15 protein-coding genes are annotated in these 22883 nt (G+C 73.5%); 6 read left to right on the top strand and 9 right to left on the bottom strand.

All coding sequences use genetic code 11. The features are described 5' to 3' along the window. Nucleotides 1-36: 36 nt before the first annotated feature. Nucleotides 37-1572, bottom strand: a complete 1536-nt coding sequence (locus ACH54P_RS38860; protein ID WP_489908268.1) for a DUF6801 domain-containing protein — start codon at nucleotides 1570-1572, stop codon at nucleotides 37-39. Between the two features lie 252 nt (nucleotides 1573-1824). Between ACH54P_RS38860 and ACH54P_RS38855 the strand changes: the two genes are divergently transcribed. Together ACH54P_RS38855 and ACH54P_RS38850 are read left to right on the top strand one after the other, a co-directional pair. Further along, nucleotides 1825-2760 (top strand): ATP-binding cassette domain-containing protein, encoded by a 936-nt coding sequence (locus ACH54P_RS38855; protein WP_489908267.1) that lies wholly within the window; start codon nucleotides 1825-1827, stop codon nucleotides 2758-2760. Further along, complete coding sequence (locus ACH54P_RS38850; protein WP_489908266.1) at nucleotides 2757-3596, top strand: ABC transporter permease; 840 nt, start codon at nucleotides 2757-2759, stop codon at nucleotides 3594-3596. The genes ACH54P_RS38855 and ACH54P_RS38850 overlap by 4 nt, the downstream gene beginning before the upstream one ends. Nucleotides 3597-3607: 11 nt before the next feature. On the opposite strand, the gene ACH54P_RS38845 is transcribed toward ACH54P_RS38850, so the two are convergent. From ACH54P_RS38845 to ACH54P_RS38825, 5 genes are read right to left on the bottom strand one after another with little or no spacing between them, the layout of a single operon-like run. Further along, a complete protein-coding gene (locus ACH54P_RS38845) occupies nucleotides 3608-4720 on the bottom strand; it encodes a glycosyltransferase (RefSeq protein WP_489908265.1) in 1113 nt (370 codons plus the stop codon). Continuing rightward, entirely contained in the window at nucleotides 4717-5493 is a 777-nt protein-coding gene (locus ACH54P_RS38840) for an alpha/beta fold hydrolase (protein WP_489908264.1), read from the bottom strand. The genes ACH54P_RS38845 and ACH54P_RS38840 overlap by 4 nt, the downstream gene beginning before the upstream one ends. Next, the gene (locus ACH54P_RS38835) at nucleotides 5481-5771 is read right to left on the bottom strand and encodes an acyl carrier protein (protein ID WP_489908263.1); all 291 of its coding nucleotides are present in this window, start codon (nucleotides 5769-5771) and stop codon (nucleotides 5481-5483) included. The genes ACH54P_RS38840 and ACH54P_RS38835 overlap by 13 nt, the downstream gene beginning before the upstream one ends. Continuing rightward, nucleotides 5768-9637, bottom strand: coding sequence for a beta-ketoacyl synthase N-terminal-like domain-containing protein (locus ACH54P_RS38830; protein ID WP_489908262.1), 3870 nt, complete (start codon nucleotides 9635-9637; stop codon nucleotides 5768-5770). Before ACH54P_RS38830 ends, ACH54P_RS38835 begins: the two co-directional genes overlap by 4 nt. Continuing rightward, a complete protein-coding gene (locus ACH54P_RS38825) occupies nucleotides 9631-15408 on the bottom strand; it encodes an SDR family NAD(P)-dependent oxidoreductase (protein WP_489908261.1) in 5778 nt (1925 codons plus the stop codon). Before ACH54P_RS38825 ends, ACH54P_RS38830 begins: the two co-directional genes overlap by 7 nt. Before the next feature lie 205 nt (nucleotides 15409-15613). Here ACH54P_RS38825 and ACH54P_RS38820 point away from each other — a divergent pair, with 205 nt between their 5' ends. Both ACH54P_RS38820 and ACH54P_RS38815 read left to right on the top strand, forming a co-directional pair. Then, nucleotides 15614-16402 (top strand): SDR family oxidoreductase, encoded by a 789-nt coding sequence (locus ACH54P_RS38820; RefSeq protein ID WP_489908260.1) that lies wholly within the window; start codon nucleotides 15614-15616, stop codon nucleotides 16400-16402. 2 nt (nucleotides 16403-16404) lie between these two features. Further along, nucleotides 16405-17370: an aldo/keto reductase gene (locus ACH54P_RS38815; RefSeq protein ID WP_489908259.1), complete on the top strand. Its 966-nt coding sequence runs from the start codon at nucleotides 16405-16407 to the stop codon at nucleotides 17368-17370. 4 nt (nucleotides 17371-17374) lie between these two features. Here ACH54P_RS38815 and ACH54P_RS38810 read toward each other — a convergent pair whose 3' ends face one another. The 3 genes from ACH54P_RS38810 to ACH54P_RS38800 form a co-directional block, all read right to left on the bottom strand. Next, nucleotides 17375-19984, bottom strand: coding sequence for a CHAT domain-containing protein (locus tag ACH54P_RS38810; protein ID WP_489908258.1), 2610 nt, complete (start codon nucleotides 19982-19984; stop codon nucleotides 17375-17377). Nucleotides 19985-20074: 90 nt separating this feature from the next. Continuing rightward, entirely contained in the window at nucleotides 20075-20245 is a 171-nt protein-coding gene (locus ACH54P_RS38805; RefSeq protein WP_489908257.1) for a hypothetical protein, read from the bottom strand. 508 nt (nucleotides 20246-20753) lie between these two features. Then, nucleotides 20754-21893 carry a serine hydrolase domain-containing protein gene (locus tag ACH54P_RS38800; protein ID WP_489908256.1) on the bottom strand — a complete coding sequence of 380 codons (1140 nt, stop codon included), beginning with the start codon at nucleotides 21891-21893 and terminating at the stop codon, nucleotides 20754-20756. Nucleotides 21894-21994: 101 nt separating this feature from the next. Here ACH54P_RS38800 and ACH54P_RS38795 point away from each other — a divergent pair, with 101 nt between their 5' ends. After that, nucleotides 21995-22417 (top strand): hypothetical protein, encoded by a 423-nt coding sequence (locus ACH54P_RS38795; RefSeq protein ID WP_489908255.1) that lies wholly within the window; start codon nucleotides 21995-21997, stop codon nucleotides 22415-22417. 29 nt (nucleotides 22418-22446) lie between these two features. Further along, a complete protein-coding gene (locus ACH54P_RS38790; protein WP_489908254.1) occupies nucleotides 22447-22812 on the top strand; it encodes a VOC family protein in 366 nt (121 codons plus the stop codon). Nucleotides 22813-22883: the final 71 nt, after the last annotated feature.

Below are 22883 nucleotides of genomic sequence, written 5' to 3'. Positions count from 1 at the left end.
GTGCGCGGCGCGGTTCTTCCGCGCCGCGTCACAACTTCACTTCTTGGTGAGGTTCACTTCCAGCTTGTTGCCGGGGCCGGAGGTGATGCCGGTGATCAGGCCGGTCAGGAAACCGCAGCCGGTGAACTGCGGGATGCCGTACGTCGCGGTCAGCTTGCCGCCCTTGAGCGGGTCGAAGCCGGGCGCCGAGGTGAGCGGCACGTCGGCGGGCTTGACCGTGTGGCACGAGTTCGACGACAGGATCGGGAAGCCGAACACACGGACCTTGGTGAGGTGGACGTCCATCTGCGCGTTCGCCTTGACCGCACCGGCGGTCAGCGTGCCGTTGATCGCGCCGACCTGGTCGAGCTTCACGGTCGCGGACGCCGGGATGAAGCCGAGCACTCGGAAGTACACGTCGGACTTCGGCAGCGCGAGCTGGGCGCCGAACTTGCCGGACGCGGCGTCGAGCTTCGCGTCGAGGGTGCCCGGGCCGAGGGGCAGCGTGGCGTGCAGCTGCTTGAGGATCGACTTGCCCTGCACCGAGTACTTGACGTCGATGCCGCCCGGCGGGGTGGTCGTCGTCGGCGTGGTCGGCTCCGTGGTGGGGGTCGTGGGCTCGGTCGTGGGGGTCGTCGGCTCCGTGGTCGGAGTCGTGGGTTCCGTCGTCGGGGTCGTCGGCTCCGTGGTGGGAGTCGTCGGGGTCGTGGGTTCGGTGGTCGGCGTCGTCGGCTCCGTGGTGGGAGTCGTCGGCTCGGTCGTCGGCGTCGTCGGCTCCGTCGTGGGAGTCGTCGGTTCCGTGGTCGGGGTCGTGGGTTCCGTCGTCGGGGTCGTCGGCTCCGTGGTCGGCGTCGTCGGCTCCGTCGTCGGCGTCGTCGGCTCCGTCGTCGGGGTCGTCGGCTCGGTGGTGGGCGTCGTCGGTTCCGTCGTCGGGGTGGTGGGCGTGGTCGGGGTCGTCGGCGTCGTGGTGCCGCCCGCCGGCTTGATCTCGAACGTGCCCAGCTGCTGGTTCTGCCCCGGGACCGCGACGCAGTCCGAGGTGAACGTGCCGAGGTCGGTCGGCTGGCCGTCCGCGGTGCGCGGGGTCATCGTCGTGCTGAAGTTCCCGACCGTCACCGACGCGGTGCCCGGGCTGGGGAACGTCACCGCCGGCGCCTTGCCGCTGCTCTTGACGTGGAACGCGCCGGACGGCGGCACCGCGGTCGACGCGATGGTCAGCGGCAGGTTCAGGTTCAGCGTCTTGTCCACCGGGTACTTGAGCACCGCGGCGGCCTTCGCCGAACCGTCCAAAGAGGTCGCGCCGACGAGCGCCAGCCCTTCGGTGGCCGTCTCCGGGACGGTGACGTCGACGTCGAACGTGATCGGCGTCGACGAGGCCCCCGCCACGGCGTTGTCGGGCAGGTTGGTGTCGATCTTCACCGCCAGCACCTGGTCGCCGATCAGCGGGAACGGGCAGTTGTAGTTCAGCGTCAAGCTCACCGGCGCGGCCTGGGTCGGCCCGGCCCCGACGAGCGCGACGGTGGCCGCCACGCCCGCGGCGGTAGCGGCGGCCAGACCGAAGGCCGGCTTTCTCGACTTCCACGAAAACTTCACGGCTCGTCACCTCAGGGAATGGGGGAATTTCGGCAAAGTTACCTCCGTGATTCCGGGCGAACAAGCGGCTTCCGATTCTTTGTCACGCACAGGGGATCGACCCCTTCCCGAACGGTCACGCAGGTCAGGGCTTGTCACGCGCGTGCGATCCGATTCCGCGAAAATTGTCATGCGTGCGGCGAATGGACGCGATCTTCTTGCCCGCGGCACCCCGGCGCCGTTACCTTTTCCCGGGCAGGGAAAGGAGCGGCCATGAACCAGCCGGTCATCGCCGTGACGGACCTCGCGAAGCAGTACGGCGAAGTCACCGCGCTCGCCGGGATCAGCCTCACCGTCGCCCGCGGCGCGGTACTGGCGGTCCTCGGCCACAACGGCGCCGGGAAGACCACGCTGATCGACATCCTCAGCACCCGCGTCCGGCCGAGCGCCGGCCACGCCCGCGTCTGCGGGTACGACGTCGTGCAGCGCGGCCGCGCGGTCCGGCGGCGGATCGGGGTGACCGGGCAGTTCGCCGCGGTCGACGACGCCCTCTCCGGCCGCGGCAACCTGGTGCTGATCGCCCGGCTGCTGGGCGCGAAGCCGCGGCAGGCGCAGGCGCGGGCCGCCGAGCTGATCGCGTCCTTCGGCCTCGAAGACGCCGCCGACCGCCCGGCCGGGACCTATTCCGGGGGCATGCGGCGGCGCCTCGACCTGGCCGCGGGCCTCGTCGGCGCGCCGCAGGTGCTGTTCCTCGACGAGCCGACCACCGGCCTCGACCCGGTGAGCCGGTCCGGGCTGTGGGCGGTCGTCGAAGGGCTCGCGGGGCGCGGCACCACCGTCGTGCTGACCACCCAGTACCTGGAGGAGGCCGACCGGCTGGCCGACCACGTCGTCGTCCTCGGCTTCGGGCACATCACCGTCTCCGGGACGCCGGCGCAGCTCAAGGCGCGGCTCGGCAACCGGACCGCGACGCTGACCTTCGGCACCGAACTGGCGTTGCGGCGCGCGGTGGACGCGTTGTCGCGCCTCGGGATGTCCGCGGGCCGGACCGGGCTCGTCCTCGCCGTGCCGCTGAGCGGCCCCGGCGACATCCCGGTGCTGGTGCGCGCGCTCGACGCGGCCGGCGCGCCGCTGCGGGACCTCACGGTCACCGAGCCGACGCTCGACGACGTCTACCTGTCCCTGCACCAGACGGCGGTGGGCTGGTGACGCAGGCCCGGCACCGCGCGGCCATCGCCGCGCTCGGCGACCCGACCGGCTGGCCCGAAGCCGGGTTCTGGACCCAGGTCCGGGTGCTGGCGGCGCGCTCGCTGCGGACCGCGTTCGGCGACCGGCGGCTCGTCTTCTTCGGGCTGTTGCAGCCGGTGGTGCTGCTGTTGTTGTTCAGCCAGGTGTTCAGCGGCGTCGGCGCGCTGCCCGGCGTCGCGGCGTACCAGGGTTACGTGAACTTCCTGGTGCCGGCGACCCTGGTCAACATCGCGATGACGACGGCGATGAGCTCGGGCGCCGGCCTGCTGGCGGAGATCTACGGCGGCTTCACCGGACGGCTCCGGTGCCTGCCGATCTCCCTGTTCTCGGTCCTGGTGGCCCGCACGCTGGCGGACTCCGCGCGGCTGGGCGTCCAGCTGGTGGTGACGGCGCTGGCGAGCGTGGTCTTCCTGGGGTTCCGCCCGGCGGGCGGGGTGCTCGGCCTGGGGCTGGCGCTGGTCCTGACCCTGGTCGTCGGCTGGTGCCTGAGCTGGGTGTTCGTCGCGATCACGACGTGGCTGCGCAAGGCCGAGACGCTCCAGGCGGCGTCGTTCGTGGTGATGTTCCCGCTGATGTTCTCCTCGAGCGCGTACATGCCGCTGGACACGATGCCGACGTGGGTCCGCGCGGTCTCGGCGGTCAACCCCCTGACGTACGCGATCGACGCGACCCGCGCGCTGGCCCTGGCCCGTCCCCTCGGCTGGTCCCTCCCGGCAGCCCTGGTCATCGCCGCGGTGGCGGCGGTAGCGGGCTCCACCCTGGCCGCCCGCACCTTCCGCAACGGGCATCACTCGTGATGCCCCTCCGATCACACCCCTGCCAGGGATTCCAGGTGGGTGGCCGCCTCCTCGGCCCCGCCGGCCGCCTCGAACGAGGCGCGGATGCGGGCCGCGCCCGCGCGGTACTGCCCGGCCGACTCGATCGCCGTGCGGATGTCCGGTGCCTTCGCGCGGTCGAAGCGGAGCCGGACGCCCGCGCCCGCGGCCGTCACCTGCTGGGCCAGCATCGACTGGTCGTCCCGGATCGGGGCGACCACCAGCGGGACGCCGGCCGCCAGCGCTTCGCACACCGTGTTGTGCCCGCCGTGGCACACCACCACCGACGCCCGCGCGAACACCGCGACCTGCGGGATCCGCCGCACCAGCCCGACGCTTTCGCTGACCAGCGAGCCCGCCGGATCGACCACCAGGCCCTGGACGTCCGGCATCCCGGCCAGCGCGTCGACGCTCTCGGCGAGGAACCGCGTCCCCGCCGAAGCGTTCGACGTCCCCAGCGTCACCACGACCAGCGGCCGTCCGTCCGCACCGGACCACTCGCCTGAAGAAGCGGGCAAGGCGGGCCCGACGTAGGACACCGGAACCGCCAGCCGTGACTCCCCGGCCAGCGCCCGGGTCGTGAAGGCCAGCACCAGGTGCGGCGAGAACCGCAGGTCACCCAGGAGCACGCCGTGCCGGGCGCGCAGCCCGGCTTGGAGGTCGGACACCCAGGCGGCGATCTTCGGCAACGACCCCAGCGGGTCGGCCAGCTCGGTGGACGTCGACGCCGACGTCGCCCACGGCAGCCCGCAGCGCGCGGCCACCAACGCTCCCGCCATCGCCTGCTGGTCGACGACGACGACGTCCGGCCGGAACGACGCCACCGCCGCCGAAACCCCCGGCGCCATCGCGTCCGCCAGCGGCACCAGGTACGACTCCCAGAGGTACTTCAACGCGGCGAACCCGCGCAGCCCCGGCGGCCGCAGCGACAGCGCGAACGGCGCGGAGTCACCGGCCGGGAAGACGCGACCCGAGACCAAAGTGGACACTTCCGGCTCCGGACCGCACCAGGCCACGGAATGGCCCCGCCGCGAGAGAGCCGAAGCCACCCCGAGCAGCGGCGCCACGTGCCCGGCCAGCGGCGGCACGACCAGCAGGAACCTCACGCCGCGTGCCGTTCGATCCACTTGAGCACCAGCTCACGCACCTCCCGGTGCTGCTCGACCAGCACCGAGTGCCCCTGCCCCTCGAACACGTGCAGCTCACCGTGCGGCAGCAACGACGTCAGCGCTTCGAGGTCGTCGGCCTGGTAGCCGTGACTGCCCAAAATGGACAGCACCGGGCAGCCGATCGCCGCCACCTGCTCCCACGTGAGCAACGGCCCCAGCGGCACCTCCTCGGCCATCTTCGTCGACGTCATCCGCTCGGCCGCCATCCGCGCGAGCCGCCGGTGGTGGGCGCTGAAGTTCGCCTCGATCCAGTCGAAGCTCTCCTCCACCTGCAGGAACTTCACGGTGTGCGCGAGGATCTCGCTCATCTTCCCGGCCCACACCTCGGTCGCGGGCTCGGACTCGATGCACACGATGCTGCGCACGCGGTCCGGGTTCGCCACGGCGTAGCTGTAGGCCAGCGTGCCGCCGAAGCTGTTGCCCACCAGGTGCACCGGCCGGTCGACGCCGAGCTGCCGCAGCAGGTCGTCGAGGTCGGCGACGAAGTCACCCAGGGTGTACCCGCGCTCGGGGCGCTCGGTCTTGCCGTGCCCGCGCAGGTCGTAGCTGATCACGTCGATGCCGGCGGCCGCGACCGGCGGCGCCAGCGTGAGGTAGAAGCTCGCCAGGCTGTCGGTGCCCATGCCGTGCAGGAACACCACGGTCTCGGTGCCGCCGGCGGGCACGAGCTGCACGTTGGTGCGCAGCCCGTTCACGGTCATCGTGGGCACGTGCGCTCCCCCACGAACCGGGCGATGTCGCCGACGGTCAGCCCGATGACGTCGTCGAGGTCCTTCTCCGCCAGGTACTCGGCGAGGTTGACGTCGGCGCCGAAGTGCTCGGCGAGGATGCTCGCGAAGGTCACCAGGTCGATGCTCTCCAGCTGCAGGTCCTCGTGGAACGTCGTGTCGGGCGTGATCTCCAGGCCGAGGACCTCGGCGTCGCCGACGAGCTCGGTGAGCAGCTCGGCGACGACGTCGAAGACGGCGGAGGCGTGGTCGATGGTCATGACGTGCTCCTGTGTTCGGGGTGCGGGACCGCCAGCGCGACGGCGACGTCACCTTCCTGCGAGACGGCGACGGCGAGGTCCGGCAGCACGCGGCCGTGGCGGCCGGACACCCGCCCGTCGCCGGTCACGCGGATTTCCGCCGGGTAGACCGGTTCGGCGAGCCGGGCCCGGACGGCGTCCTTCATGGCGATGCGCTCGAGCAGCCAGCCACGCTGGCGCCGCGGCGGGCAGGCGGCGAACTCGGCGCGTTCCTCGGCGCTGAGGTAGACACCGGCGTAGATGTCCCGCGCGGCGACGGTCGGCCAGCGGTCGGTGACCGTGACCCAGCCGTCGTCGTGCTGTTCGGACAGCAGGTGCCGGTCGGGGAAGGCGTACACGCGGTGGGCCGCGCGGTCGCAGGGGAACCGGACGTCCCGCCAGCCTTCGACGCTCGCCAGGACCCGGCCGTCCCGGACGAGTTCGGCGTCCATCTCCAGCACGTCCGGCCGCGGCAGCCGGACCCGCACGAGGCAGTCGAGCCGCGTCCCGGGCGCGGGTTCGGGCCCGTGCCAGGTGAGCCGGCCGATCGACCGCGGGAACGCGAGCAGGTCGTCGGACCGGGTGGCCATCAGCCAGCACCCGAGCAGCTGGCCGACGTTGTCGAGCAGCCCGCCGGGCGCGGACGGCACGACCAGCTCACCGCGGATGTGCTGCTCGCCGAGGCCGGTCAGCCGGGACAGGCCCTGGTAGGCCGGGCCGTGGAACATCTCGCGCTGCGCGTAGACCTCGGCCGCGCTCAGCGGGGGCGCGGTCTCCGGCCCGGGCACGACGGCCGGGGACGGCGGTGGCGCGAAACCCCGGCCCAGTTCGATGTTCAGCAGCGCGTACGGTCCGATCTCGACGGTCACGTGGTCGCCGTCGCGGCTCAGGGACAGCGGAACGCGCTGGGCCGGCGAGGCGATCAGCCACCGCGAGAACACCGCGTCCCGCACCGCGACCGCCGTCGTGCCCGGCCACGTCCGTTCGGCGGCCCGGCAGGCGAGGTCCACCAGCGTCGTCGCGGGCACCACCGGCCGGAAGTCGGACTCGTCGGGCCAGCCGTCGCGCTGCCGGAAGAACCGGTGGTCGCGCAGGTACGGCATCGCCGCCAGCGAGACGTCCACAGTGGATTCGACGCGCCGTCGCGCGGCCGCCGCGACGACGTCCGCCGCGCTCCGGCGGGTCTCGGTGAGCAGCGCGGTGAACTCGGCGACGATCGCGTCCGGCACCCCGGCGGGCAGCTCGGGCAGGCTCTGCTCACCGAGCAGCCCGCGAGCCGATTCCCCCAGCGACAGCAGGGGGTTCCCGGTGTCGATCCGGATCCGCCGCGGCTCCAGGGCTTCGAAGTCCGGGTCGCCGCCTTCGGTCCACAGCGCCGTCGCGACGCGGCGCAGCTGCGCGAGCCCGGACCGCGTGCCGGACGCGGCGGCGACGACCAGGTGCCGCCGCTCGCCGAGGGTGTCGGTGACGAACGAGCCGAGCTGGCCGGCGCCGACCTGAACGAACGCCCGGAACCCGGCCGCGTGCAGGGCCTCCGTCAGCTCCCGGAACCGGACCGGGCGCAGCAGGTGCTCCAGGTACAGCTCGCGGACCTCGTCCGGGGCCGCCGGGTACGGCCGCGCGGTCGTCGCCGACCACACCGGCAGCGCGGGTTCCCGCAGGTCCAGGTCCGCGACGAGCCGGGCGAACGGCGCGAGGCGGGGCCGCATCAGCGGGGTGTGGAAGCCGGAGCGGAACGGCAGCGTCCTGGCCACGATCCCCAGCCCGCGGCAGGTGACGGCGAAGCTCGCGACGGCGTCCGGCGGCCCGCACACGATGGTCTGCCGGGCCGCGTTCTCGTGGGAGATCACCAGGTCGTCCCCGAGCAGCTCCGCGACGCGCGCCGCCGGGCAGCCCAGCACCAGGTAGTCGGCCTCGGGGAGCGCAAACCCGTCGGGCCAGTACCGGTCCAGGACGTCCGGCGCCGCCCGGTACATGCCGGCGGCCTGCATCGCGGTCCACTCGCCGACGCTGTGCCCGGCGAGCGCGTCCGGCCGGATCGCCAGCCGCCGCAGCGCCTGGTCGAGCACCAGCCCGGCCGCCGAAACGCTCGCCGCGCGGTCGAGCACGCTCGCCGTCGACCACTGTGGACGGTCGAGGCCGAAGCGCCGGGCGACGTCGTCGAGGCGCGGTTCGGCGTCGGCCTCCAGGCCCGGGTAGACGAACACCGTCTTGGCCCGCGGCAGCCGCAGCAGCGGATCGACGGTGCACCAGACGTCGCCGCCGCCGTGCCACGACCGGCCCTCCGCCGCCACCTTGGCGATCACCCGGCGGGCCGTGGCCAGCTTGCGGTCGTCCGGGCCGGCGATCCCGATCCGGCACCGGCCGTCCCCGGGGGTGCCGGGGCGATCGAGCCGGCGCAGGAGTTCCCCGGGCGAGTCCGCGGCCAGCCGCAGCACGCGTTCCGGCTCGTCGACGCGCACCCGCCGTTTCGGCGCCGGGTCACCGGCTTCCAGCACGACGTGCGCGTTCACCCCGCCGAACCCGAACGCGTTGACCGCGGCGACGCGCGGCAGCGCGCCCCACGGCTGCGCCTCGGCCAGCACGCGGAACCGGGTCTTGCCCAGCAGCGGGTGGGGGTCGGCGCAGTGCAGCGTCGGCGGCAGCACCTCGTGGTGCAGGGCGAGGGCCACCTTGATCAACCCGGCGACCCCGGCCGTCGGCAGCGTGTGCCCGATCATCGACTTGACCGAGCCGATCACCGCCCGCGGGCCGCCGGCCGGCCCGAAGAAGCCGGCGACGGTGGTCAGCTCGGCGGCGTCGCCCGCGGGCGTGGCCGTCCCGTGGGCCTCCAGCAGGCCGATCTCCGCCGGGTCGAACCCGGCCCAGGCGCGCCGCAGGGCGAGGGTCTGCCCGGCGACGGACGGGCTGAGCAGGCCCGCGCCACGCCCGTCGCTCGACGTGCCGCTGCCGCGGATCACGGCGTACACGCGGTCGCCGTCGCGCCGCGCGTCGGCCAGCCGCTTGAGCACGACGACCGCGGTGCCCTCGCCGATGAGCATGCCGTCCGCGGCCGCCGACAGCGGGCTGATCCGCTGGCTCGGCGACAGCGCGCCGAGCTGGGTGAACAGCGACCAGAGCGTGTCGTCGTGCGTCTGGTGCACGCCACCGGCGAGCACGACGTCGCAGCGGTGCCGGGTCAGCTCCCCGATCGCCTGGTCGACCGCGACCAGCGAAGACGCGCACGCGGCGTCCACCGTGTACGCCGGGCCGCCGAGGTCGAGCCGGTTGGCGACGCGGGCCGCGGCGAGGTTGGGCACGAGCCCGGCGGCGGTCTCCGGGCGGAACTCGCCGAGGGGTTCCAGCAACGCCGTCCGCAGCCGGTCGAGGACGTCCGGCCCGGCCGAGGGCAGCAGCTCGCCGACCGTGCGGGTGATCTGCCGGACGGTGCGGACCCGCTGGTCGAAGCCCCGCAGCCCGGGCGAGAGGTACCCGCCGCGGCCGAGCACGACGCCGATCCGTTCGGGGTCGCCGAGCCGGCCGAGGCCGCCGGCGTCCTCGACCGCGGCCACCGCGACGGCCAGTGCCGTCAGCTGGTCCGGTTCCGTGCCGTCGAGGGACGTCGGCGGGACGCCGTGGGCGACCGGGTCGAACTCGCACGTCTCCGGGGTGAAGCCACCGCGACGGCCGTGCGTCCGGTCGGGCGCGACGCCGTCGTGGCCGTGGAACGCCGGGTCACGACGGTGCGCCGGGAGCTCGGTGACGGCGTCGGTGCCGGAAACGACGTTCCGCCAGAACTGCTCCACTGTGGACGCGCCGGGCAGGAACGCGCCCATGCCGACGAGGGCGACCGGTTCCTGGTTCACCACAGCGACGCCGTGTAGAGCACCGAACGGTCCGTCCCGTAGGCGAGTTCGCGCAGCAGGGCCGCGGTGGCCTCGTGCGCGTCGAGCAGGCCGACGTCCCGGCGCTCGTACTCGCGCGCCAGCTCCGGCGACACCATGCCGCCGTGGTCGGCGGCGGGCGCCCACGGTCCCCAGTGGACGGTCACGGCACGGCCGGGCCAGCTCGCCCCGAGCGCCTCCAGCGCGTCGTTCGCCGCGGCGTAGTCGGTCTGGCCGCGGTTGCCGAGCACGGCGGCGATGCTGCCGAAGAACGTGACGAACCCGGGTTCGACGCCGAACTCCGTCAGCGAGGCGAGCAGCGCGCGGGCACCGTCCACCTTCGTGCCGAACACGGTCCGGAACGACTGCTCGTCCTTGTCCGCCATGAGCTTGTCGTCGATCACCCCGGCGGCGAAGACGACGCCGTCGAGCCGGCCGTGACGCGCGTGCAGGTCCTTGACGAGCTGGTGCACGGCCTCGGGGTCGCGCACGTCGAGCGCCCGGTACGCCGGTTCACCGCCGGCCGCGCGGACCTCGTCGAGGGTCCGGCCGATCTCGCGCTGGGCCAGCACGGTCCGCACCCGGCGTTCGATGTCGGCCACCGAGCCGCCGCGGCCGGCCAGCACGGCCCGCATCGCGGTGGGGTCGGCGGGCAGGTCGTCCGGCTCGCCGGGCCACGGCGTGCGGCCCGCGAGTTCGATGCGGCAGCCCGAAGCGGCGAACGCGATCGCCGCGCGGGCGGTGATCCCGCGAGCCCCGCCGAGCAGCAGCACCACCGAATCCGGGCCGAGGCCCAGCGCGGCGAGCTCCCCGCCACCGGGCCCGGCGCCGGAGTAGGCGATCGACGGGAGGTCGACGGGCCGCGGTTCGAGCGTGAAGCGGCCGCTGTCGTCGTGGCCGACGACCGCGGGCCCGTCGCTGAGGGCCTCGTCCACCAGCACCTTCGCGATGTCCTGCCGGGCCTCGACGAGCCGCGTCACGCCTTCGCGTTCGAGCGCGGCCGCCCGGACCAGTCCGCGCAGCCCCGCCGTCCCCGGCTCCGCCGCGACCAGCACGGTGCCGCTCAGGGCCTTGAGCAGCGTGAACACCTCCGGGACGCCGCGGTCGCCGGCCAGCACAACGGTGACGTCCGCGGCTTCGGTGACGATCTCCGCGCCGGCCCGGGTGAACGCCGCCCGCACGGACTCGTCGTCGCCCAGGACCGCCACGGACTTCCCCCGCAGTCTCGCGGGATCCGGGTCGAGGGGCACCGGCACGCGTTCGAGCCGGTACCGGGTCGGGGCGGCCGCGGCCGGCGCCGGGGACAGCCAGCTTTCCAGGTGCGCGGTCAGGGCGTCGGCCGTCCGGTCGCGGCTGAGCTGGTCGGTGCGGTCGTCGGCGGGCAGGCCCAGCCTGCCGAGCAGTGTCCCGGCGATCTCGGTCCGCTTGATGGAGTCGATCGACAGGTCGGCTTCGAGGTCCAGGTCGCCCGCGATCATCTCGGCCGGGTAGCCGGTGCGCTCGCTGATCACGCCGATCACCGTGGTGAGGACGTCGACCGGCGCGGCTTCGACGACCGGTTCCGGCTCGGGGACGACGACCACGGGCTCCTCGACCACCACGGGAGCCGGGGCCGCGACCGGAACCGGGGCGGGCGCGGCACCGAGGTAGCCGAGCATCACCTCGCGCTGCGCCGCGACCAGCTCGCGGGTGGTGCGCAGGAAGTCGACGATCGCCTGGTCGCGGCCGGGCGCGGGCTGGGTCATGGCGGAACTCCGGATTCGTCGGGCCGGGGGCAGGGCGGGTGCCTCGGCGCCGGGCGCGCGGGCGGACCGCCCGTCGACGGCCCAGGCGGTGGGGGACGGTTCGGGGCGCGACGGCCGCGTCAGCCGGTCGGTGCGGACGTCGACCCCGGCTTCGGCGAGCCGGGACAACGCGGTCAGGAACGCCGGCAGATCGGGTCCGCAGGCGACGACGGTGTGCGGCCGGTCGCCGAGGATCTCCCCGGTCAGCCGGGTCAACACCCGGCCGGGGCCGACCTCGACGAAGGTCCGTGCCCCCGCCTCGTACATCGCTTCGATCTGGTCGAGGAACCGCACCGGCGCCCCGATCTGCGCCGCGAGTTCCCCGCGGACGTCGCCGTCGTACGGCTTCGCGGTCCGGTTCGACCACACCGGCAGCTGCGGGTCCGCAATGGACGCCTCGGCCAGGGCCGCGGCGAAGACGTCACCCGCGGCGGCGACGAGCGGGCTGTGGAAGGCGCAGGCCACGGGGATCCGCTGGGCGGTGAGACCGGTCTCGCGCAGCCGCCGGATCGCGCGTTCGATCGCGGCCACCGGCCCGGACAGGACGACCTGCTCGGGCGCGTTGTGGTTGGCGACGACGACATCGGGACCGATCAGGGTCGGCGTGAGGAGGTCCCGCGACGCCGTGACGGCGGCCATGGTCCCGGGCTCGGCGACTTCGGCGATGGCGCCGGCCCGCGCGCGGCTGAGGCGCAGCAGGGTCTCGGTCTCGAACGCGCCCGCGACCGACAGCGCGACCAGTTCGCCGTAGCTGTGCCCGGCCAGGAAGTCGGGCCGGACGCCGGCCTGCGCCAGGAGCCGGGCCACGGCGGTTTCGACGAGCCCCAGCGCGGGCTGCGCGACGCGGGTGTCGGTCAAGGCTTGCTCCCGCGCTTCGGCGGTCTCGGGGTCGAAGGCCCGCGGGGGGAACGCTTTCCCGGCGACGTCGGGGGCGAGCCGCAGCAGGTCGGCCAGCTCCGGGAAGTGCACGAACAGCTCGGCGAGCATGCCGGTGCGCTGGCTCCCCTGCCCCGGGAAGAGGAAGGCGACCTTGCCGGGGTCGGCTGTGCCGCGTCGGATTCCGGCGAGGACCCCTTCGGCTTCGGGAGCCCAGTCGCGCAGGCCGTGGCTCCGGTCCGGGGCGACGGGGGCCGCGCCCAGCACCGCGTGGAAGTTCGTCCCGCCGAAGCCGAACGCGCTCACCCCTGCCAGCCGGGCCGGGTTCGCCCAGGGCCGCGCCTTCGTCGTGAACGTGAACGGGCTCGTCGCCGCGTCCCACGCCGCGTTCGGCCGGTTCAGGTGCAGCGTCGGCGGGACCACCTCGTGCCACATCGCCAGGGCCGCCTTGATCAGCCCGGCCAGCCCGGCCGTGCACTTCGTGTGGCCGATCTGGCTCTTCACCGACCCGAGCACGCAGCTGCCGGGCTCGGCGCCCGCTGTTGCGAAGAACTTCGTGAGGGTGCGCAGTTCGGTCGCGTCGCCGACCACCGTGCCGGTGCCGTGCGCTTCGACGAGCCCGACGTCCACGGGGGACACTCCAGCGTCGCGGTAGGCCCGCTCCAGCGCGCGGTGCTGCCCCTCTGGGCGGGGTGCGGTGAGGCCGAGCGCCTTGCCGTCGCTGGCCGCGCCGACGCCCTTGACCACGGCGTAGATCCGGTCGCCGTCGCGTTCGGCGTCGGCGAGCCGTTTGAGCACCAGGCAGGCGACGCCTTCGCCGAGCGCGATGCCGTCGGCGGCCGCGTCGAACGGGCGGCAGCGCCCGGTCGGCGACAGCGCCCCGGCCGAGGTGAACATCAGGTAGTCGTGGATGCCGTTGTGCAGGTCGACCGCGCCGCAGAGGACCAGCGAGCTGGTCCCGGCCCGCAGTTCCTTGGTGGCGAGGTCCAGCGCGGCCAGCGAGGAGCCGCACGCGGCGTCCACCGTGTAGTTCGCCCCGCCGAGGTCGAGCCGGTTGGCGATCCGGCCGGAGATGACGTTGGCGAGCGTGCCGGGGAAGGTGTCCTCGGTGGGTTCGGGCAGCTGAGCGAGCAGTTCGGGCGGCACCTCGTCGAGGTAGCCGTCGAGCAGGGAGCGCACCGTGCCCGCGTTGGCCAGGTCGCCGCCCGCCTCCGCGCCGAACACGACGCTCGTGTGCTCGCGGTCGAAGTCCCGGTGCGCGTAGCCGGCGTCGGCCAGCGCCCGGCGCGCGGTTTCCAGCGACACCAGCTGGGCCGGGTCGATGCTGCCCATCGCCGACGGCGGGATGCCGTGGTCGAGCGGGTCGACGGCGAGGGCGGGCAGGAACCCGCCCCACTTCGACGTCGACTGTCCGAAGTAGACGTCCGGGTCCCAGCGCTCCTTCGGCACCTCGGTGACCGCGTCTTCGCCGCGGAGGACCGCCGACCAGAACGCGTCGAGGTCGGGAGCGCCCGGGAAGGTGCAGGCCATCCCGATGACGGCGATGTCCCGGGATTCCCCCGGCGCCGCTTCGGTTTCACGCGCGAACGTCGTCCCCGCGGTGACTTCGGCGTGCAGCTCGGCGATCGTCGTCCGGCGGTCCCGCAGCACGGCGACCTGACCGGCCAGGTACATCCCTTCGGCGAACTGAGTGCGTTCGTCGAGCCGCTCGCCGTCGCGGCGGACGCCCTTGCTCGCGACGCGCAGGCGTCCGGTGTTCAGCTCTTCCAGCCGTTGCCAGGCCTCCTGCGCCGGGACGTCGCGCAAACCGGCCTTGACCTGCTCGAACTCCGCCGTGTACGGGCTGGGCAGGCACCGCGTGCGGTGGCCCGGCGCGGTTTCGAGCGTGACGGTCGTGCCGGCGGCGAGCGCGCGTTCCTGGAACAGGCCGGTGATCGCGCCGTGCGTCACCGCTTCCTCCGTGAAGAGGTACGCGGTGCCCATCAGGATCCCGGCGCCGTCGAGCGGCTCCGCCATCGCCCGGACCATCGCGGCCGAGCGGGCGTCGTGGATCCCGCCCGCGAAGAGCACTTCGACGTCCTTCGCCGCCTCGAGGACGGCCAGTTGCTCCTCCCACAGCTCGAAGCTCGTCCGCGGGCCGATGTGCCCGCCGCACTCCGCGCCTTCGAAGACGAACCGGTGGACCCCGGCGTCGAGGTACTGGCCGAGCAGGATCGGCGAGGGCACGTGCAGGAACGTCGCGATCCCCTCGGCCTCCAGTGCCTTGGCCTGTCCCGGCTTCCCGCCCGCGATCAGCACGCACCGCGGCCGGGCGGCCCGGATCGCGGCGAGCTGCTCGACGCGCAGGGCGTCGGGCACGAAGCCGAGGATGCCCGCGCCCCACGGCCGGTCGCCGAGGCGCTCGGCGGTCCGGGTGAGCAGCTCGGTGGTGCGCGCACCGTTCGCCGTGGCCACCGCGACGAAGGGGAACCCGCCCGCTTCCGCGACCGCGGCCGCGAAGCCCGGCTGGTCGCTCACCCGCGTCATCGGGCCCTGGACGACCGGTAGCGCGCTGCCCAGCGTCCGGCACAGCCGGCCGGACAGGGGCGTCGTCGTGGGCACTTCGGCGCCGACGATCCGGCGCACGGTGGCCTCTACGTCCACAGTGGACGTCAGGAACGCCCCGGCCGCACCGCCGGCCCGGGCGCCCACCGCCGTCCGCGGCCCGGCCACGCTGCCCCACACCGGGACGTCGAAGGTGTTCAGGAGTTGTTGCAGCAGCACGAAGTCGCTCAGGTCCCCACCGCGCGCGGCGAGGCCCAGCGCGCCGCCGCGGACGGCTTCGGTGGCTGTGGCGACGTCCGCGACCTCGGCGATCGCCCCGGCCCACGGCGCGGTCGTGCGGACGGCGAAGGCCGCACCTTCGGGCCGCGGGCCGTCGGTGCGCACGCCGTAGGGCACCCGGACGCGGGCCGCGACCAGCCGCAGGTCCGCCGGGTCGGCGCCGTCGAGCACGCCGAGGCCCCCGCCGCGCGCGACGGCGGCCACGACGTCGGGGGTGCCGGCGCCGAGGCACCGCAGCCGTCGAGCGTGCGACGGCGGGACGAGCTCGGCCATCGGCGGACCTCCTGGTGCGCGGGTGTTGCGATCTTCAGGAATAACGCACGGGGCATCGTAAACGCAATACTCGTGCTACCGTACGAAACCGTGGAACAAAGCACAATCACGGCCCTGACCAGCACTTTTATCACCCGCATCGCAACCGGGAAATATATTTCCCGCACGTACGTGACAATTCGACTCTGAAATAACTGGAGCCCGCGTGGAACTGACTGGACGGGTGGTCGTGCTGACCGGCGCGGCCCACGGGATCGGGGCCGCCATGGCCCGCCGCTTCGCCGTGGAAGGGGCAGCCGGGGTGGTCGTGTCCGATGTCGACACCGCGGGGGCCGCGCGGGTGGCGGAGGAGATCGCCGCCGCGGGTGGCCGGGCCGTCGCGCTGGCCGCCGACGCGACGTCCAAAAAGGACCTGAAGATGCTGGTCGAGGCGGCGCGCGCCGAGTTCGGCCCGGTGGACCTGTTCTGCGCCAACGCGGGCGCCGCGTTCGGCACCGGCGTGCACGCGGCGGACGAGCAGTGGCAGAAGTCGTGGGAGATCAACGTCATGCAGCACGTCCACGCCGCGCAGGTCGTGTTGCCCGCGATGCTCGCGCGCGGCGAGGGCTACCTGCTGATCACGGCCTCGGGCGCCGGGCTCCTCGGCACCCCGGGCGACGCGCCGTACTCCGTCACCAAGCACGCGGCCGTCGGGCTCGCCGAGTGGCTGGCGATCACCTACCGGCCGCGCGGGGTGCGGGTCAGCGCGCTGTGCCCGCTCGGCGTCCGGACGGCGCTGCTCGAACCCGGCATCGCCGCGGGCCACCCGGCCGCGCTGGCCATCGCCGCGGCGGCGCCGCTGCTCGAACCCGAGGACGTCGCCGAGGCGGTCGTGCGCGGGCTCGGCGAGGAAGAGTTCCTGATCCTGCCGCACGAATCGGTGCGGGCGTCCTTCGCCCGCAAGGCCGGCGCGGTCGACGCGTGGATCGACGAGATGGCTGTCCAGGGAGGCTGAACGTGGAGTACCGCAGGCTCGGCGCGAGCGGGCTCGCCGTGAGCGAGATCGCCTACGGCAACTGGCTGACGCACGGCTCGCCCGGCTGCGTCGCGGCGGCGCTGGACGCCGGCGTCACGACGTTCCACACCGCGGCGGCGTGGGACGGCGGCGCGGCGGAAGAGGCGTACGGGACGGCGTTCGCCGGTCTTCGCCGGGACGAGCTGGTGCTGTGCACCGGCGTGTTCTGGCCGGAAGGGCCGGGGCCGAACGACGCCGGGCTGAGCCGCAAGCACGTGATCGCGTCGCTCGAAGGTTCGCTGCGGCGGTTGCGCACCGACCACGTCGACGTCTACCAGCTGCTGCGCTTCGACTACCGGACACCGGTCGCGGAGACGTTCCTCGCGCTCTCGGACCTCGTGCGGCAGGGGAAGATCCGCTACGTCGGCACGGCGGAGTGGACGGCCGAGCAGCTCCTGCAGGCCCACGAGGCGGCTTCGCGGTACGACGTCCCGCTGATCGCGAACCAGCCGCACTACTCGATGCTGTGGCGGGTCGCGGAGGCGCAGGTGATGCCGGTGGGCCAGCGGATCGGCGTCGGGCAGTTCGCGTCGGTGCCGCTCGCCCAAGGCGTGCTGACCGGCAAGTACCGGGACGGGCGGATCCCGGCGGGTTCCCGCGCGGCCGAGGCGGCCCACGCCCGGCCGTTGCTGATGCCGGAGCTGCTGGAGCGGGTGGAGCTGCTGCGCGGCGTCGCGGACGACGCCGGCCTGACGATGGCGCAGCTGGCGCTGGCGTGGACGCTGCAGCACGACACCGTCGCCGCGACGGTGGTGGGCGCGAGCACGCCGGAGCAGGTCACGGAGAACGCCAAGGCCGCCGGCGTCCGGCTCGACCTCGACGTCCTGACCCGGATCGACCAGCTGCTCGGCAGCTTCGTCCAGACCGATCCGCGGCTGGTGTGGTCGCCGCCGGCGCAGCTGTCCTAGCCGGTCAGCCGGCGCCGAGGCAGACGAAGGGGCGGCGGAACGGGTCGACGGCGATCGCGTCGGCCAGGGCCAGCGCCGGGCTGTCCCGGACGGTCAGCGCGCGGTAGTAGTCGTCCATCGCGGCCGCCGAGGCGAGGTCGCCGACGCGCGACAGCGGCGCGATCACCGTCCGCGAGCCGCTGGCCAGCAGCGCGCTGGCGAACCCGAGGGCTTCGTCGCCCGGCCGGATCCGGTTCAGCGCCAGCTCGCACGCGGCGAAGACGACCTGCCGCGGCGGTTGCCGCAGCCCGGCCATCTCGTGGCCGAAGAGGGCGCCGTCGGCCAGCTCGAGCCGGGAGAACAGCGCGTTCTCCGGCTCGTGCGCGCCGTGCGCGGCGAAGTGCGCGAGCTTCGCGCCGTCCATCGCGCGCAGCACGGACTTCACCGTGGCCGCGGGGCCGGTCATCGTCGTCGCCGTGCGGTAGTGCGTGGTCAGCTTCTCGAGCTCACCGCGGGCCCCGGCCAGCCCCGGCCCGCGGACCAGCACGATCTTGCGGGCGCGCGGCGACTTCGTCAGCTCGGCCGCGAGCCAGGCGGTCGCCGACGGCGCGACGACGGTCGGCCGGCCCCGCAGGCCCGGCAGCACACCCCACGGCACGGCGTAGAGCGGCCCGGTGGGGACGATGACGAGCTCGCGGTCGCCGAACACCTCGGCCAGCGGGCGGATCAGCTGCGCGTCGAGCTTCTCGGCCTGCTTGCGCGCCGACGCCATGACGACCTCGGCCAGCCGCTCGGGCAGGTTGTCGGGCGCGAGCGCGTCGAGGTCGACGTTCAGCACCCGCGCCGACTCGGCCGCCTCCCCGGCCGAACCCAGCCGCACGAGCCGGCACTCACCCCCGGCGACGACGACGGCGACGAGCTCGTCCCCGGAGGCGGCGAAGCTGACCATCGCCCGCTCCCCGAGGTGCCCCACGACCTCCCCGAGCCCGGCCACCGGCCGCGGCCGGCCCCAGCGCCCGGTGTGCCACCCGAGCCGCTGGGCTTCCCGAAGCCGTTCGTTGTACTTCGCCCGCAGCCCGGCGATGGGGTGCCCGTCGTGCTGGGCCTCCTGGATGGCCTGGCCGAGGCCCCGCACCTCGGCCACGCGCGCGGCGAGCTCCGGATCGGTCCCGGCGGAGAGCGGTTCGTAGCGGTAGGTCTGGGCACGGGTCCGTTCGAGCCAGACGAAGAGCCGCCGGGCATCGTTGCGCTCGAGCACGAGCTTGACGGCGAGATCGGCGAGCTCCTGGCCGTGGAGGGCGGTGCCGGACACGAGATCGAGGCCGCCCATCCGGTCCCGCACGGCGTCGAGCTCGGTGAGCCCGGACCGGATCTCGGTGAGCGCCTTGGCCCGGTTCCCCTGGGCAACGGCGAGTTCGGCCCGGCAGAGCCGCCGAAGCATCCGGTAGTCGATGGGGGTGAGCTGCCCGGGGCGGGGAACCTCCTGGAGGGTGTCGACGGCACGCTTGAGGTTGCCGCGGCGGATGTCGAGCCGAACGGCGAGCATCCGTGCGGTGGCGGCCTGGTCGGTGAGCAGCGGCACGGGCATCTTCGCCGCGATCCTCAGTGCCCGGGTCGGCAGCGCGGCGGGGATCGTTGCGGATCGCAGGGTCTCGCGCACATCGGCCTGCAGCCCGATCACGGTCGCGTTGGCGACACAGGTCCGGCAGCCGACCTTCAGCATTCCGCGCCGGGCCGAGGCGGCCATCCGGCGAGCCAGTTCGATCTCGTCGTTCATGAGCGCGGCGGAAGCGCGGTGCAGCTCGGCGTTGGCGCGCTTGCGGGTCACGTTGTGCTGCTCGTTCATCATCTCGAGCGCGTCGTCGAGATGGCTGCCCGCCTCCTCCGCCAACCCGGCCGCGATCAGGGCATGTGCTTGCTCGAGGCGCAGCTGGAGGGGCACTTCGAGGCCCATCGCCTGGTAGGTGCGCTCGCCGATCTGGTAGAGCCGCAGGGCTTCGGGCAAGTCGCCGGTGCGGTGGGCGAGCACACCGAGACTCCGCCGCACATCGGCGGCCTCGACCCGCAGCTCGTGCTTCTCGGCGAGGTCGAGCGCCCGGTGCAGATCGTCGCGCGCCTGGCGGACGTTGCCCAGTTTCGCGTGCGACCACCCCCGGGCCGACAAGGTCTGCACGAAGGCGCCCATGCGAGCCGCGGGATTCGAACCGTGCTTGAGCCGGTACTCGTGGTGCTCGACCGACGCTTCGAAGTAGCCGAGGCTGTCTTCGTTCCGGCCCACGGTCATGAGCTTCATGGCGTAGTTGTGGTTCAGCGAAGCGCTGAGTTCGGCGCGGAGCACGGGGTCGGTGACGGCGTCGATGAGCAGGCGCACATCGTCGAGACCGGCAAGTCCCGCCGGAACGTCCCCGGTGACCTCGGTCGACATGGCGGCCAGGGTGCTGGCCAGCCGGATCCGGGTCACCAGCCAGTCGGACCGGTACGCGGGCGCCACCGGGTGGATCGAATCCAGGAGGGCCATTCCCTGGCGAAGCTGCCGGACCCCCTCGTGGTAGCGCCCGAGGCAGGAGGCGGCAGAGGCCGCCTTCTGCAGCGTGCGTACCCGCTCGAGCACATCCGGAGGGTGGGGCTTTGTCACAGGCACACTCCTATGACAGCACAGCTGAGGGCAGAAGGAAGCCCGCCTACCGAGGAAAGATCGGCAGGCGGGCCGTCACGCTTCGGCGATTCAGTTCTGCCGCTGGTAGCAGGGGTCGCCACAGTTGGGCGAAGCCACCGGCTTCTCCAGCACGTGACCGACGTGCACCCAGCCGTGCTCATCGGCCTCCGGGACCACCGGGCCGGCCTTTTCGACCGGCTCCGGGGTTTCTTCGGGCTTGGTGTCCGTGGGCGTCGACATGGTCGATCTCCTCTCCCCTGGGGATCTGCATGGGGACGCTGACCGTGACGGTGAGTCCCCCTCGCGGGGCCCTCTCCCCGCGAACGGCCCAATGGTTCCACAACGGAGCAATGATCGGGAGGGTTTTAGCTACTGAAAGTCAGACCAACTTGCGTGAACAGGCCAAACACTCCGGCCGGAACGTCCTAACGAGTGAACTCTGTAACGGCGTCCACTCAGGACGTGCATTCGGCTTGCTGGGTGAGCGGGGGCCGGACCGTCCGGGGGTCCGTGTTGCTCCGGGTACCTACCGTAACCGTCCGGGAAGAACCGGACGCGTGTCCGCCCGGCGGGAACTCCGGGCGTGCTTGCGGCCGGGCGGTTCGCGCCACCCGGGCGAGAGACTCGGAGCGTGCTCGCGGCCGGATGGTTCGCCCCACCCCGCCGGAGCGTCCGGACGCGCGTGGCGCTGGGTGGCTCGCACCACCCAGCGGGAACTTCCGGGCGCGGGAATGTCCTTTGTGGACTCTTAGGCCGTCACCGCCGCGTGGAGGGTGCGGACCAGGCGGGCGTTCTCCGGGGCTGCACCGCCCGGGAAGGCGAAACGGCGGCGGTTGTAGCCGTACGCGAGGCCGGTGCGGGGGTCGGCGAATGCCTGGGAACCGGCCGCGCCGCTGTGGCCGAAGGCGCCCTGGCCCAGGACCGGGTAGTCGTCCGACACGATCGCGAAGCCGAGACCGAACGCGTTGTGGTTGCGCGTGGAGACGTCGTCGCCGATCGAATGGACCTGGGCGAACTCCGCCGCCGTCTCCGGGTGCAGGAGCGGGTTGGGGCCGCTGATCACCGCCGCGTACATGCCGGCCAGGCCGCGAGCCGACGCCACGCCGCCGACCGACGCCGGGCTCAGCCGGCGGACCAGTTCGATGTTCGGCAGCTCCCAGAGTTCCGGCGCCTTCGGGTGGTTGCGGTTGAAGGCGATCCCGGTGATGCTCTGCGGTCCGGTCGCGTTCGCCTCCAGCTCGGCCAGCTGCTCCGGCGTCGGCAGCATCGGCTGCGTGGTCAGGAACCGCGGCTCCAGCTCCTCCGGGAGCCCGAGGTAGAAGTCCAGGCCGAACGGCTTCCGGACGCGCTCCTCGTAGTGTTCCTGGATGCTCCGGCCGGTGACGCGCCGGACGACCTCGCCGGTCAGCGCGCCGATCACCAGCGCGTGGTAGCCGAACGCGGTGCCGGGCCGCCAGTACGGCCGCTGCGGGGCGAGCCGCTCGGCGATGATCCGGTCGTCGGCGATCTCTTCGGCCGTGAACCCGTCGTCGGCGCCGACGACGCCCGCGCGGTGCGCAAGCAGCTCCCGCAGGGTGATCCGGTCCTTGCCCGCGGCGGCGAACTCCGGCCAGTAGTGCGCGACCCGCTGGTCGAGGTCCAGCACGCCGTCCTGGACCAGCAGCGCGACCACCAGGTGCGCGGCCCCCTTGGTCGAGGAGAACACGCCGGTCAGCGAGTCGGCCGTCATTTCGGGGCCGGTCCACAGGTCGACGACGCGCTCGCCGTCGACGTGCGCGACGAGCTGGGCGGCGTAGTCACCTCCCTGGTCGGCCGCGACGGCGGCGAACTCCGCCCGGACGGACTCGAACCCGTCGGCGACGGTTCCCTGGATGTGCTCGGACGACATGGCGGCTCCCTCAGCGATCTCTACGCCTGCGCCAGGGAACAACCCGCCCGGCGCCGGGGTATTCCGGTAACGCGAAGCCGTCCGGCCGGGATGTTCCCGGTATGGGGGCACCCGAGATCGAACCCGAGGCACCGGAAACCACGCGACCCGGCCGCGGCCTGGCGATCGCGTCACTTGCCATCGGCGCGTCCGGCCTCACGCTGGCGGTCGCGACCTGGGCGGCCTGGCTGATCGTCCGCCCGCCGGTCGTTTCGGCGTGGGTGTTCTCCTGGGTCGCGCAGGCGTTCATGCTGGTCCTCGGCGCGCTGTGGTTCGCGCTGCTGCCGATCAGCGTGCTGGCGCTGGTCTTCGGCGTGTACGCGGGCGCGCGCACCCGGCCCGGCCCCGGCCGGATCGGCGCCACGCTCGCCGTCATCACCGCCCTGCTCGCGTTGTCGGGTGCCGCGGTGTTCGCGACGACGTCGTGGCGGCACGTCGGCCCGCCGATCGAGTACTTCGACAACCAGCCCGGGACGCCCCGGTAGAGATCCCGCCGAGCGGGTACCACCGGATCATGAAACTGACCTCCACCGTGCTCGGCACGCCGGAACCCCGTGCGCTCGCCGAGTTCTACTCGAAGCTGCTGGGCTGGCCGATCCGCACCGACGAGCCGGAGTGGGTGACGCTGCGCCCGGACGACGGCAGCGCGGGGCTGTCGTTCCAGCTGGAGACCGGGCACGTCCCACCGGTGTGGCCGCCGGCCGACGGCACCCAGCAGATGCAGCTGCACCTCGACATCGAGGTCGACGACCTCGAGGCGGCGACGGCGGAAGCGACCGCCGCGGGCGCCGTGGTCGCGGACTTCCAGCCGCAGGACGACGTCCGCGTGTGCTTCGACCCGGCCGGGCACCCGTTCTGCCTCTGGACGCACACGGGGTGACGCCCCGCGTTCGACCGGTCACAGGATCCGCTATGTTCGGCTGAGGTCCTGTTCCCGGCGAACGGAGTTGA

Source organism: Amycolatopsis sp. N2S4-7 (assembly GCF_058119595.1).
The sequence above is the reverse complement of the archived record's forward strand: the minus strand, read 5'-3'. Positions and strand labels throughout refer to the sequence as shown.

What these genes read in the sequence shown, in the direction of transcription:
- ACH54P_RS38835 (WP_489908263.1), bottom strand. Translation starts at nt 5,771, where the DNA reads ATGACCATCGACCACGCCTCCGCCGTCTTCGACGTCGTCGCCGAGCTG.
- ACH54P_RS38825 (WP_489908261.1), bottom strand. Translation starts at nt 15,408, where the DNA reads ATGGCCGAGCTCGTCCCGCCGTCGCACGCTCGACGGCTGCGGTGCCTC.
- ACH54P_RS38805 (WP_489908257.1), bottom strand. Translation starts at nt 20,245, where the DNA reads ATGTCGACGCCCACGGACACCAAGCCCGAAGAAACCCCGGAGCCGGTC.
- ACH54P_RS38795 (WP_489908255.1), top strand. Translation starts at nt 21,995, where the DNA reads ATGGGGGCACCCGAGATCGAACCCGAGGCACCGGAAACCACGCGACCC.
- ACH54P_RS38800 (WP_489908256.1), bottom strand. Translation starts at nt 21,893, where the DNA reads ATGTCGTCCGAGCACATCCAGGGAACCGTCGCCGACGGGTTCGAGTCC.
- ACH54P_RS38855 (WP_489908267.1), top strand. Translation starts at nt 1,825, where the DNA reads ATGAACCAGCCGGTCATCGCCGTGACGGACCTCGCGAAGCAGTACGGC.
- ACH54P_RS38790 (WP_489908254.1), top strand. Translation starts at nt 22,447, where the DNA reads ATGAAACTGACCTCCACCGTGCTCGGCACGCCGGAACCCCGTGCGCTC.